Source organism: Rhodococcus sp. KBS0724, from assembly GCF_005938745.2.
Taxonomy (GTDB): domain Bacteria; phylum Actinomycetota; class Actinomycetes; order Mycobacteriales; family Mycobacteriaceae; genus Rhodococcus_F.
Window position 1 is genome coordinate 40,165 of record NZ_VCBX02000001.1, and the last position, 12,850, is coordinate 53,014.

Consider the following 12,850-nt stretch of genomic DNA (forward strand, 5'->3'; position numbering starts at 1 on the left):
TCAGCCCCCTTGTATTCCGGCTGCGATAACTGCTCGACCGATCGGTGCAGCCACCGAGCCACCGGTAGCGGCCAGTCCGCGGTCGCCACCGTTCTCGACGATGACGGCGACTGCAACCGTCGGATTCTGAGCCGGTGCAAACGCGATGTACCAGGCGTGCGGCGGTGTTTCTCGTGGATTCACGCCATGCTCGGCGGTGCCTGTCTTGGATGCGATCTGGACGCCCGGGATCTTGCCCTCGCCGCCGGTGAAGTTCTCCGAACCGATCATCAGATCGGTCAGAGTGGCGGCCACGGTCGGTGAAATCGCCTGGCCCATCGACACCGGGGACGGCGCACTGAGCTCGGTCAGGTCCGGCGCCTGCAGTTGGGAAATCAGATTGGGGGCCATCCGCACACCGCCGTTGGCGACGGTCGCGGCGATCACGGCATTCTCCAGCGGCGTCACAGCGACGTCGCGTTGACCGATGCTGGTCTGCCCGAGGGCTGCGTCGTCGGGGATGTCGCCGACGGTGCTGTCTGCGACCGACAACGGGATGGCCGGCGTGTTGGGTCCGATGCCGAACGCCTTGGCCTCGTCCTTGATGGCGTCGGCGCCATCCTTGATACCCAACTCGACGAAAGCGGTGTTGCAAGAACGCGCAAACGCGTCACGCAGCGATGCCGTCGGATTGGATCCGCACGTGCTTCCGTTGTAGTTCTCGAGTGTGGTGCTGGTTCCGGGCAGCGTGATCTGCGGCGCCGCGGTCAGCTGATCTTCCGGGGTAGCGCCGTTGGTGAGCGCTGCCGAGGTGGTGATCACCTTGAACGTCGAGCCGGGTGGGTAGGTCTGGGAAATAGCCCGGTTCACCAACGGGTCGGCTGGATCCGCATTCAGCTCGTCCCACGCCTTCGTGGTCTCGGCGCCGTCGTGGCCCGCAAGCAGGTTCGGGTCGTAGCTCGGTGTGCTCACCATTGTCAGGATGCGACCGGTGCTCGGCTCGATCGCGACAACGGAACCGGTGTAGCCCTTGCTGGTCAACTGGTCGTAGGCAACCTGCTGCATCGCCGGATTGAGAGTGGTCACGACGTTCCCGCCGCGCGGATCCCGTCCGGACACCAGGTCGAAGAATCGCTGGCTGAACAACCGGTTGTCCGAACCGTTGAGGATCGGATCCTCGGTGCGCTCGAGGCCGGTGCTGCCGTATTGCATCGAGTAGAAGCCGGTCACCGGGGCGTACGGGTACGGATTGGGGTACTCGCGCAGGTACTTGTACCGATCCTCGGTGATGGCGGACGAGGCGAGTACCTGACCGGCAGCCGAGATCTGACCACGCTGGCGTGAGTACTCGTCGAGCAGCACCCGCGAGTTACGGGGGTCGGCTCGCAGGTCATCGGCTTTGATGACCTGGACGTATGTCGCGTTGGCGAGGAGTGCGACAACCATCAACATGACGGCCATCGCGACGCGGCGTAGGGGAGTGTTCATACGCGCGGCATCATCTCGGTATTGGCGTCGGCGATAGGGGGCGGACCCTTCTTCTTGGCAACGACCGGCGCGCGGGCCGCGTCGGAGATTCTGATGAGGATGGCCATCAGGAGGTAGTTCGCGAGTAGCGACGAACCGCCGTAGGACATGAACGGCGTCGTCAATCCGGTGAGCGGAATCAGTTTGGTGACGCCACCGACAACAACAAAGATCTGGATCGCGATGGTGAAAGACAAGCCGGCGGCAAGCAACTTGCCGAAGCTGTCACGCACAGCCAGCGCGGTGCGCAGGCCACGGACGATCAGGATCAGGAACAGCATCAGGACAGCAGCCAGGCCGATGAGGCCCAATTCTTCGCCGATGGTCGCGATGATGAAGTCGGTCTTGGCGAACGGCACCTGATTGGGACGGCCACTGCCAAGGCCGGTACCGGCGATACCGCCCGTTGCCAGGCCGAACAGTGACTGCGAAATCTGATAACCGGTATTGGCATAGTCTCCGAGTGGATCGAGCCACGTGTCGACGCGTACGCGGACGTGACCGAACAATTTGTAGGCGAAGAAGAATCCGATGGCGAGCAAACCGCCGCCGATCACGAGCCACCCCACGCGCTCGGTGGCGATGTACAGCATCACCAGCACGGTGCTGAAGAGCAGCAACGACGTACCGAGGTCGGTCTCGAACACGAGCACACCGACGGACACGATCCAGGCGAGCAGGATCGGGCCGAGATCGCGGGCACGCGGAAAGTCCATGCCGAGGAAGTGTTTGCCTGCCGTGGTGAACAGATCGCGCTTGGCCACCAGGACTGACGCAAAGAAGATGATCAGCAGGATCTTGGCGAACTCGCCGGGCTGAATGCTGAATCCAGGCAGGCGAATCCAGATCTTCGCGCCGTTCACGCTCGAGAACTTCGCCGGCAGGATCGCCGGGATCGCCAGGAACACCACACCTGCCAGACCCAGCGTGTAGCTGAACCTGGCCATCAACCGGTAGTCCTTCAAGAACACCAGCAGCAGAACAAATCCTGCAATCGCCAGCGCCGTCCACATAACCTGCTGGTTCGCATCCGGAGACGGCGCTTCGACGCCGTTGTACAGCGCAGTCTGTTGGTCGGCTAGATCCAGACGGTGAATCAGAACCAGACCCAAGCCGTTGAGCAACGCCACGATCGGAAGCAACAACGGATCCGCGTACGGTGCGTACCGCCTGATCGCCAAGTGCGCGATCAAGAACAGACCCGTGTACGCGAGCGCGTACTTGGCCAGATCGAGAGTGATCTTCTGTTCCTGGCTTGCCTCGACGAGCAGAAGCGACACCGTCGTGATGATGACGGCGAAACCCAGGAGCAGCAGCTCCATGTTCCGACGGGTCGACTGGACCGGCGCCGGAGCAAAACCTCCGGGTGGGCTCGGAAAAGCCGTCCCAGCAGTGGCGTTGGACGACATCAGTTGACCGTCCTGCAAGTCTGACCAGGGATGCCGGTCGGTGTCGGGGTCGGCGTCGGAGTGGTGGTCGTTGCCACCGGAGGCACAGGTTCACCCGGCAGCGGAGGCGCCGCTTCGGTAGTCGGAACCACCGCTGTGCCCACCGGGGGCGTCGTGGGAGTCGCCGCGGTCGTGGTGGTCGGAATCGATTCACAACGAGGTAGAAGGTCGCCGCCGATGAGACGGATCATCTGGCTCTGCGCGTCCGCGCGATTGCCCGACGGCAGCCCGGCTCGGACCTGTTCCTGCGCCGACGGCTGCAGATCGGTCACCTCGAGGACGTTGCAATCGGGCGGGATCTCGTTCGGGGAGACCAGCGTCAGGACGTCGTCGTCGCCGACACACCCGATCAGGTCAGCTTCCTGCAGCGAGTATCCGAGGACGGAACCGGGGATTCCGCGAAGTACGGTGACGCGGCCCTCGTCGGCTCCGACGTAGTAGTTGTTGCGGATGACAGTGCGCCCGATGACGGCACCAACTCCGATCACCGCGAGCAGCACAACGGCAATGACTACCCACCACAACCGGTTCCGCTTCTTCTTCGGCTCGGGTTCAGGCTGGGAGACAACACGTTTGGGTGTTGCGCGCGGGGGACGCATCGCGGCAGCGCGCCCGGCAGCGGTATTGGGAGGAGGAGTGAACTCCTCTTCCTCGGTGGACGCAGCGCCTGCGACGATGGGACGGGACTGTCCGTAATCGAGGTCGATGACGTCGGCCACCACGACGGTCACGTTGTCAGGTCCGCCGCTGCGCAGAGCCAACTCGATGAGTCGATCCGCGCACTCTTCCTGCGAGCCCTCGCGCATCGTGTTCTCGATGGTTTCGTCGCTGACCACGTCGGACAAACCGTCGGAGCACAGGAGATAACGATCGCCGGCGCGGGCTTCGCGCATCGTGAGCGTCGGCTCGATTTCGTTGCCCGTCAGCGCTCGCATGATCAGCGACCGCTGCGGGTGCGTGTGTGCCTGTTCCGCGGTGATGCGGCCCTCGTCGACCAAGGACTGAACAAAAGTGTCGTCTCGGGTGATCTGCGTCAGGTGGTTGTCACGCAGCAGATACGCGCGCGAATCACCGATATGCACCAGACCGAGCTTGCTGCCCGAAAAGAGGATCGCGGTGAGCGTCGTGCCCATGCCGTCGAGTTCAGGTTCTTCCTCGACATGATCGGCAATGGAGTCGTTGCCCTCACGCGTTGCTGCCTCCAGCTTGCCCAGCAGGTCCTCGCCGGGCTCGTCGTCGTCGAGATGCGCAAGTGCCGCAATCATCAACTGCGACGCAACTTCACCGGCCGCGTGGCCGCCCATACCGTCGGCCAAAGCCAGAAGGCGAGCGCCTGCGTACACGGAATCTTCGTTGTTGGAGCGCACCAGACCACGGTCGCTGCGCGCCGCGTAGCGGAGAACAAGGGTCACGGGCGCAACTCGATTACCGTCTTGCCGACACGAACCGGGGTACCCAACGGGACCCGCACAGCTGTAGTGACCTTGGCGCGGTCCAGATACGTGCCGTTGGTGGAACCAAGATCTTCGACGTACCAGTCGGCCCCGCGTTGGGAGAGCCGCGCATGGCGCGTCGACGCGTAGTCATCGGTCAGGACGAGCGTGGAATCGTCGGCGCGACCGATCATGACGGGTTGTGAACCCAACGTGATGCGAGTGCCGGCGAGAGCGCCTTGTGTGACAACCAGATAGCGGGGCACCTTCGTTTTGCCGAGGGAGGGGAGGACTTTCCCGGCGCGTGTGTACCGCTGGGGAACACGCACTCCGGAGCCGGCGTAGATATCCGACCGCAGCGTCCGCAGGACTGCCCAGACGAACAGCCACAAGAGGAGCAGAAAGCCTGCCCGTGTGAGTTGCAGAATCAGGCCCTGCACGGCTGTCCACCTCCTTCTATGGCTCGATCCCCGCCGCAGCAAGGGTTCGAGCGTTGTCGACTGGCAGCATCATATGGGGCGCGGGGCCCCGAAAGATCACGATACTGACACGGAGTGCCGGAGGCGCGCCGACGGACCGCCCTATGTTCGATTGTTATCGGAAAATTCGCCAGCAACCTTCGTCACACTCAGAGGATACGTACCAAGATCTCGGAGTGACCAGCGCGAATGATGTCGCCGTCGGCGAGTTGCCAGTCCTGAACCGGTGCGCCGTTAACTGTGGTGCCGTTCGTGGAACCGAGATCGGAGAGCATTGCCGTCCGGCCGTCCCAGCGGATGTCGATATGGCGACGTGAAACGCCGGTGTCAGGGAGGCGGAACTGCGCTTCCTGGCCGCGGCCGATGATGTTGCTGCCATCACGCAACTGGAAGTGACGTCCGCTGCCATCCTCGAGCTGGAGCGTTGCCGTCACTGCAGCCTGCTGGGCCGCCGGCGCGTATCCGCCCTGGTTGTAGCCCGGCTGGGCGTACGCCTGGGTCTGGTCGTAGTTGCCGCCCTGGTTGTTGTACGCCTGCTGGTCGTAGCTGCCCTGGTCGTACGACTGACCCTCGTAGGGCTGCTGGGTGTATGCCTGCTGGTCGTAGCTGCCCTGATCGTAAGACTGAGCGTCGTACGGCTGCTGCTGGTAGCCCTGCTGGTCGTAACCACCCTGGTAGGCCTGCTGGTTGTAACCGCCCTGGTCGTAGGACTGCTGATCGTAAGCCGGCTGCTGGTAGCCGCCCTGCTGAGCGTCGTACGGCTGCTGCTGGTAACCCTGCTGGTCGTAGCTGCCCTGGTACGCCTGCTGGTTGTTGTACGGCTGCTGCTGGTAGCCCTGCTGGTTGTAGTTGCCCTGGTCGTAGGGCGCCTGCTGCGGCTGATCGTCACCGGTGCGGTACCCGTCGCCCCGGTCGTACCCGTTTTGCGGAGGCGCTTCCTGGCCGCGCGGCGCGGGGTAGCTGCCGTCGTCGTGTGAGTATCCGTTGCGTGCCGGCTGCTGATCGGGCTGGCGACCAGCCGGTTCGCGGCTGGAATCGTAGCCTGAGTTCTGCGTCATGGTGCCGGCTCCTGGTTGTGACGGGACTGGATTCGAAACAGGGGGAACAATAGGTGCAGGTGATTGTGGCGGTCGAGACGATACCTGCGGAACATTGGACCGGGGCGACGGCTGATCGGCATCGTCGTCCGGGTCGACAGTGCCGCGGGTGCGGAACTGACCGGTATGCAATGTAGGCGACGGCTCGAAAGTCACCGAAATATCGCCATACGTCTGCCAGCCCTGATCGCGGATGAAATCCTGCAGATGCCGGCTGAAAGCCTTGATTGTGAGGTCGCGGTCGGCCGCCAATTCCTCGTGATCCGAATTGTTGATCGTGATCACATAGTGGTTGGGCGCAAGGAGGATTCCGCCGCCGAGATGCTCGACGCGGTCCCGCGCTTCCTGTTGGAGCGCAGCCTCTACTTCTTGCGGTACGACGCCGCCGCCGAAGACACGTGCGAATGCGTCACCGACAGCTCCTTGCAGCTTTCGCTCAAAACGCTGAACGATGCCCATCGGGGTCTCCTCTCGCTTCGCAATGACGAGTGGAAAAATGCTCGGCAACTAGCGCCGGCATCGCCCACTCGCGTGTCGTTCGAACTACTGTCAGGTTCCACGGTACTGTCAAACGGCTGTTCGGCAGTACCTGGCTCTGGTTCCTGCATGATATCGGTTCCTCATACTGAAGTACCCTGTGTTCTTCATTTCATGCTTTGACCAGCACGAATAGTAAGTTCAAATGTTGTCGTGATAATGTTTCGACGTTGCTCGGGCGAGTGGCGGAATGGCAGACGCGCTGGCTTCAGGTGCCAGTGTCCTTAGGGACGTGGGGGTTCAAGTCCCCCTTCGCCCACCACAGACGAGGCTACAAACTCTTTCGAGTTTGTGGCCTCGTTTTTTGTTGGTTGAGGTAGTCCGGAAATTACGCGTTGTTCTGTCGTCGGACCATCTCGTTGATCCAGATGGGTGCAAACGGAGACGTGCAGTTCGGGGGAGTCGGGTAATCCTCGAGTACCCGCAGCCGTTCGCCGATGTCGATTGCCTGGGGGCGGTACTCGGCGTGCTCGATCCCGATTTGAGCCAGGGTGTGGTTCATCGCCCACTGCAAGCGATCGGGTGCATCCTTCATCTCCGCCTCGATGACGTCGAGCAGACGCGCTAGGTCGAGGCCCTCGGGCTTCTTCGCCACTCGTTCGGTGGTCAGGGCCCAGCCGGCGCTCGCTACCACTGGATCCGGATCCTCTGACCAAGCCAGACGCAGTTCCTCGGAGTGCGGGTTCTTCTTCACTACGTAGTTCACGAGCCAGTCGTGAACCTTGGGCGTGCGGGCCTCCCGCAACATGGCGTCCAACTCGTCGCGGTCGAACGCCTTCGGACGGCAGATCAGGATCGCCAGCAGGCGCGCTGCGGTGTCATCTGTTTTCCACAGTTGTCGTGCAAGTTCCTGCTGCGTCTTCAGTCGCTTCGCGAGGGCACGCAATTTGCTGAGGTTCACGCCGTGATCGTCGCCGTGCTTCTCGTTCACCGCGCGGGCTTTCGGATCCTCGAGTGCGGCCAGTTCGGTCATGATCTCGGCAACTGTTGTATCGGCCACCTCAGCCTCCTGCCCTTTGCCTGTGAGATCTCAGTCTAGGAGGGAAGCGTCGTCGACCACGTCATCCAACGGCCATCTGCCGGCGGTTGCACCGGTCCGGCACGAAGGTTGGCAGCTTTCTCCCTGGACAGAGAAGACTCGCCGCTACGACCCCAGCCATTGCCTTCCCAGGAATGTTCGAGCACTGGCCGAAGATTGCCGGTGATGCGTTCGGAGAGTTGCCCAGCAGTCAGCGCCTCGGAGTATTCAGCCAACTCCCGCAAGGTGGATTCTGCGTCCTCACTGCACGCGTCGCATCCACATGAGGGGAGCGCAATGTGCTGCCACGCACCGGCGTCGAGGTACAGCCCGGGAAACGACGTGAAAGTGATCGTGAGCGGCGCCTGGTCCGTTCGAGCGGGAGTTATCCGCACAGTCTCCAAAATCGCAACAGTCTTCGACTTCGACGGCGCCGCTGGACCGCGGGAAATCGTCACGTCGAACCTCGATGCCAGATCGCGGATCAACTCTTCGGCAGCCGGCATCAACGGAGCGAATCGCTCCGGATTCGTCACCCGCCCGTATGCCTCTTCCGGTGGGTCGTCCAATGCCGTATCCCTCCGTCATGACCGCTGTGGTCACGCTACGTCACTTTTTGCCTGAAATGTCGTCCCCGCGGGGACGTTTCAGAAGCAACTCAGCCCAGGTGGCTTGTCGGTCGATCGCGCGACAGACACGGGACCATTTTCAGTGCAAAAATATCTCGTTGCGTTGTTTTGGTCAGCGGTTTCATGCGCGGTGAGGAATGCGATGAGCGGTCCGAAGGGAATTCAGTATCGAGTTGACCCGAAAGTGGCGCGTCGTCTTGCCGAGGAGCAGCGAAGCCGACAGTTACTTGTACGATGGCGGCAGATCGAATCTGCGGCGATTCGCTTGTCGGCACGTTGCCACGCACACGATCTTCCGTTCCTCGCAGTGGCGATTCCGACGGTGGCTGCCGACGACACCGCGCAGATGGAAGCTCTCGCGGATCAGCTCGAACATGAAGTGAATCAGTCGAATCGGCAGTTGGACGCGAAGGTGCGGGAGAATCGATCACGACGGTTCGATCACGATCTGGAAGCCGTTCTCACGGACCTCGCGGCAGTTGAGGAAGCGGCGCGAGTGGCGAGACCGGTCGACGTTGACAAGTCTGCCGATACTTCGAGGAATGCGTCGGATTGCACTGCTGCCGAGCGTCGTAAGCGGCTGTCGGATCAGGTGTCCCGCCGTCTCGGTCGACTTGTCGAACCGGCATCCGAAATCGAAGATTTTGCAGTGGCTGTCGTGACGGCACCGCTGGATCGTGCCCCGATGCTCCTCGACGAACTTGATGCGCAGATTTCCGAACGGAACGCCATCACGAATCGGGTCGGTGCGGATAATTCTCGGCTCGACGCGCTAAGAGTGAAGGCGGCTGCTTTGCAGGATGCCGCAGCAGTCGGCGGCCTTTTGGCGCAGGCAGCCAACGAGATCGAGTGTCAACGTTCCGCTGCTGCGATCCTGGACGCAGTGACGAATCTCGTAGATGCGGCGACTGCCCGCGTCACGGCAGAAGTGGAGCGCCAGTACGTGCTCGACGCGGTACGAGAGTCACTCGAGGAACTGGGATACGTCACCACCGAAGTTGACGGTGGTGGTCCGGACAGCGTGGTGTTGAGTCGCGCCGGCTCGACAACTCATGGAGTTCGCGCCCGAGTATCCGAAGGGGAGGTCGACCTGCACTCGATCGGTTTCGCCGACCGTAACGACAAAGCGGCGGATACGGCCGCCGATCAAGCGCTGTGTGGCGACCTCGATCCGATGTTGGGAGCACTCGAACGCCGTGGTGTGTCGCCGGGGCGGGTCCGCAGAATCCCGGCTGGTGTTCTCCCGGTGTCGCTTGTTCGCGTTGTCGAACCTCATGGGGACGGAATCCGAACCGCGCGTAAATCGACTCGTGCGCAAGTCCGGGAGACAGGGCTGTGACGGAAGTGGTGGCCGTGCAAGTTTCAGGGCTGACGCATCATGGTGCGGTGCGCACGAACAACGAGGACGGTATCGGCTGGCTCGGCTGGTCGCTCCGGGGTATGAGCCCAGCGGTGTGGGAAACCGACGTGCTCGTGACCGCACCTGTGACGCTTGTCGTCTGCGATGGCATGGGCGGTCACGCAGCAGGTGAGGAAGCCAGCCGACTTGCCTGTGAAATGCTCACCACTCCAGGTTATTTCGATCACGTTGCGGATGCACAGAGCGCGCGTGAGGCAGTTCGAGTGTTGGTGCAGCGAACATCGGATTCCATCAACGATCTGTCCGATCGACAGCCGTATCTGCGGGGCATGGGTTGCACGGTTGCCGGGGTAGTGATGTTCCCCGACGGAAGTGCGTTGGTATTCAACGTCGGAGATTCTCGTGTTTACTGCATGGATGGTGGCTACCTTGGTCAGTTGACCGTTGATCACCGATCAGCTGATACGAATGCACTCACTCAAGCGCTCGGCGGTGGGCGTCGGGTGGTCCTCGAGCCCGCGTTCTTCGAATGCCGAATACCGGGCAAACCTGGGCTACTGCTGTGCACCGACGGTCTTGACGATTACGCCGACGAACTCGACATAGAGCGGTTGATGGCAGGCGATTCGAACAACATCCTCTGTGAACTCCGAGATCTGGCCCTGTCCGGCGGCGGAGGGGACAACATCACCTTGGCACGAATCACCGCGCACAAGCGCACCGCGAACGGAGAAATGCATGGCTGATGTGACGCGTCTTGACGGAGGACGAGTTCCCGCACCTGCCACCAGGCTTGACGGTGCAACTCCAATTGCGCAGCCCTCAAACTACATTCGCGAGAACCTACCAACAAATCTCGCGCAGAAATACAGTATCGTTCGCGAACTGGGCCGCGGGGGCGAGGCGACGGTGTGGCTGTGCACGGATATCGTCGGCAATCAAGTCGCGATCAAGATGTTCCAGCATCCTCCGACCTACAGAACAGATTTCGATTCTGCCGCATATCGTGATCGATTTCGAGCCGAACACACGGTCCAGGTATTCGCCCGTGGACAAGACGACGGTGTCTCTTACGAAGTGATGGAGTTCTGTGCTCTCGGGACACTCGAAGATCACATGAACCGACACTCGGGCAAGATCACTCACGGAGATGCGGTCGACATTCTGAGGGAGTTGGCCGGGGCGCTGCACGGAATGCAAGGGCCTGACACGGGCATGAAATTGGTACACGGCGACATCAACCCGAAGAACATCCTGGTGCGTACCGATCGGCCCTTGGATTTAGTTCTCACAGACTTCGGCCTGAGCGTCGACCTCGCCGGACGGTCCAGGCTGTCGAACACGGGAAAGGGAACTCTCGCTTACAGCGCTCCTGGTGCGATGCGGTACTACACCCAGGCCGACGACTGGTGGAGTGTTGGCATGACGATGTACCAAATCATTGTTGGGCGCAACTACTTTCAACGGTCGGACGGGCATTGGATCAGCGACGATCGGATCGAGAACGAACTCACCGTGCGAGACATCGCATTGGGTGAGATCAATGAATTGCCGTTCACCGAGTACGAGAAGGAGCGGTGGCAGCTTCTTCTTGCCGGATTGCTCACCCGTGACCGTGAATTCCGTTGGTCGATGCGGGAAGTCGGCGAATGGTGCGGAGGTGGTGCACCGAAGGTGCATCGACTAATCGACGTATCAAAAGTTCCCGATTCGGAATTCGGTACCGGCACAACCCGGGAGAATCAACATTCCATACCGCCTTTTGCGCTCGCCGGTGTCGGGGAGTTTCGAGACCCTCGCGAATTGGGGGAGGCAATGGCCGCAGATCCCAAAGCTGCCGCACGTGCAGTCAGTGGTCGTCGAGCGCAAGTATTGCTGGCGTGGCTGAAGGACGAGGTGAAGACGGGGGCCAGTTATGCGGAGTTGCGAACGTACAGCGACCTGTGGGGACCCGACGAGATTGCGGTCTACTTCGTATCTCAGCTAGCGCCGGCCGCTACTTTGACGTATCGCGATCATCCGATCTCCACTCCTGGAGATTTACGGAAGTTAGCTCAATCAGCCAGCACGGTGACGGTCGTAAGCCGACTATTCGAGACCCATATTCTTGCGGGCATCGACGGTTCTTCCACGGAGCGTGGAAGATACAGGATGATTGATGCGAACTGGCATGACATGGTCGAGCAGGCGGACGATCAGGCCAGGTCTGCGAGGGCTTCGATTTCTTCCGACGAGCGAGCCGGACTCACTGCCAATGCACTGTTGATTGCGGCGTCGGACGATGCGGTTGCCCGAAAGTACATCGCGTCGGTGGCAAAGCGAGTCGAGCAATCAGTAGCGGCGCGTGAGACGTCCGGTTGGTTCGCTTCGATCAGACGGGGATTCGGTCAGTGAGGTTCTCAGCGAATAGCCAATCCATTGTTCCCCGCGTCCAATAGATTTGTCGAGACGGTGCGCCCCCATTCGGTGCGAACGTTGAGCCACACTTCTGCTGGGTCGTGATTCTGCACCCACGAGTTGGACGCGAGAACCTCATCATTGGCGCCGACGTATGTCCAACGGGCATCAGACGAGTCATCGAATTCGTCACCGTCAGTGAGGGATAGGTAACCCATATAGGTCCATCCTTTGTAGACGGAGACACGGTTGCACCCTTCGCCTGTGTATCCCTTGTCCGATCCCAGATACATCTGCCATAGCTGGTCCGGGACAGTCGTCCCCTCGGGTGCGCGGACAGTCAATTCCAGTGCATGGCCACACTCGAGATATCTTTGGGTGAAGGGAAATGCTGTCGAGGACAGCTTGGCTATCGAGTCTTCCTCGGCGCCGGCGAAGAGAGATTTCCCCGTGTTGAGAGCCCAAATTCCGCCGATGAGCAGCACAACACCGACTGATCCGAACGCCACTCGCGCCGTCCAGGGGCGGCATACGAGAACGCCTCCGACGATCAACGCGATCACAGACCATCCGGCTACCAACTCCGCCCAGAAATACGGCAGGAGTGCGCGGATCTCAGGCTCGAAAACCCCCGGGTCCTCCGAGAAGATTCGGCCGCGTAGCACGAAATGTCCTATTGCCCAGGGTATAACGATGCTCATCGCGGCCAGGGCGCCCAGCCGTACAGCTGTACCGTCGATCCTGCGGCTGCGCTGCGCGGCGGAAGTGCGTCTTGCCTGTTCTGCGGCGGCTTCTGCCTGTAGTCGATCCGCGGTTTGTTGAATTTCCGCCGCGTCCTGGGCGGCCTGCCGTTCCCGTACCTCTTCCTCGGCGCGTGGGAGTGTCGCATCCAACAGGAGAGCCTGTGCCACCACGTTGTTGTTCATCCTGGGTCCTCCTCGAGGTG

The 12,850-nt window shown here is 61.4% G+C and carries 11 protein-coding genes and 1 tRNA gene; 4 read left to right on the forward strand and 8 right to left on the reverse strand.

The window, feature by feature from the left end; genetic code table 11:
• From FFI94_RS00190 to FFI94_RS00210, 5 genes are all read right to left on the reverse strand, one after another.
• The gene (locus tag FFI94_RS00190) at positions 1-1,467 is read right to left on the reverse strand and encodes a penicillin-binding protein 2 (RefSeq protein ID WP_138871219.1); all 1,467 of its coding nucleotides are present in this window, start codon (positions 1,465-1,467) and stop codon (positions 1-3) included.
• Positions 1,464-2,915, reverse strand: coding sequence for an FtsW/RodA/SpoVE family cell cycle protein (locus FFI94_RS00195; protein WP_138871220.1), 1,452 nt, complete (start codon positions 2,913-2,915; stop codon positions 1,464-1,466). The genes FFI94_RS00190 and FFI94_RS00195 overlap by 4 nt, the downstream gene beginning before the upstream one ends.
• A complete protein-coding gene (locus FFI94_RS00200; protein WP_138871221.1) occupies positions 2,915-4,366 on the reverse strand; it encodes a PP2C family serine/threonine-protein phosphatase in 1,452 nt (483 codons plus the stop codon). Before FFI94_RS00200 ends, FFI94_RS00195 begins: the two co-directional genes overlap by 1 nt.
• On the reverse strand, positions 4,363-4,827 hold the full coding sequence (locus tag FFI94_RS00205) for an FHA domain-containing protein (RefSeq protein WP_033235336.1): 465 nt from the start codon (positions 4,825-4,827) through the stop codon (positions 4,363-4,365). Before FFI94_RS00205 ends, FFI94_RS00200 begins: the two co-directional genes overlap by 4 nt.
• Before the next feature lie 188 nt (positions 4,828-5,015).
• Positions 5,016-6,422 (reverse strand): DUF3662 and FHA domain-containing protein, encoded by a 1,407-nt coding sequence (locus tag FFI94_RS00210; protein WP_138871222.1) that lies wholly within the window; start codon positions 6,420-6,422, stop codon positions 5,016-5,018.
• Positions 6,423-6,676: 254 nt separating this feature from the next.
• On the opposite strand from FFI94_RS00210, the gene FFI94_RS00215 reads away from it, so the two are divergent.
• Positions 6,677-6,762, forward strand: a tRNA-Leu gene (locus FFI94_RS00215).
• A 66-nt stretch (positions 6,763-6,828) separates the two neighbouring features.
• Here the strand turns inward: FFI94_RS00215 and FFI94_RS00220 are convergent.
• Positions 6,829-7,500 (reverse strand): DNA alkylation repair protein, encoded by a 672-nt coding sequence (locus tag FFI94_RS00220; protein WP_260683748.1) that lies wholly within the window; start codon positions 7,498-7,500, stop codon positions 6,829-6,831.
• Between the two features lie 35 nt (positions 7,501-7,535).
• Positions 7,536-8,087, reverse strand: a complete 552-nt coding sequence (locus FFI94_RS33515) for a DUF6226 family protein (protein ID WP_185993096.1) — start codon at positions 8,085-8,087, stop codon at positions 7,536-7,538.
• 202 nt (positions 8,088-8,289) lie between these two features.
• On the opposite strand from FFI94_RS33515, the gene FFI94_RS00230 reads away from it, so the two are divergent.
• The 3 genes from FFI94_RS00230 to FFI94_RS00240 are packed head-to-tail and all read left to right on the forward strand — an operon-like array spanning position 8,290 to position 11,901.
• Positions 8,290-9,486, forward strand: coding sequence for a hypothetical protein (locus tag FFI94_RS00230; protein ID WP_138871223.1), 1,197 nt, complete (start codon positions 8,290-8,292; stop codon positions 9,484-9,486).
• Between the two features lie 47 nt (positions 9,487-9,533).
• Positions 9,534-10,253: a PP2C family serine/threonine-protein phosphatase gene (locus FFI94_RS00235; protein WP_260683749.1), complete on the forward strand. Its 720-nt coding sequence runs from the start codon at positions 9,534-9,536 to the stop codon at positions 10,251-10,253.
• Complete coding sequence (locus FFI94_RS00240) at positions 10,246-11,901, forward strand: protein kinase domain-containing protein (protein WP_138871224.1); 1,656 nt, start codon at positions 10,246-10,248, stop codon at positions 11,899-11,901. The genes FFI94_RS00235 and FFI94_RS00240 overlap by 8 nt, the downstream gene beginning before the upstream one ends.
• Before the next feature lie 5 nt (positions 11,902-11,906).
• On the opposite strand, the gene FFI94_RS00245 is transcribed toward FFI94_RS00240, so the two are convergent.
• Positions 11,907-12,830 carry a hypothetical protein gene (locus FFI94_RS00245; protein ID WP_138871225.1) on the reverse strand — a complete coding sequence of 308 codons (924 nt, stop codon included), beginning with the start codon at positions 12,828-12,830 and terminating at the stop codon, positions 11,907-11,909.
• Positions 12,831-12,850 lie beyond the last annotated feature (20 nt).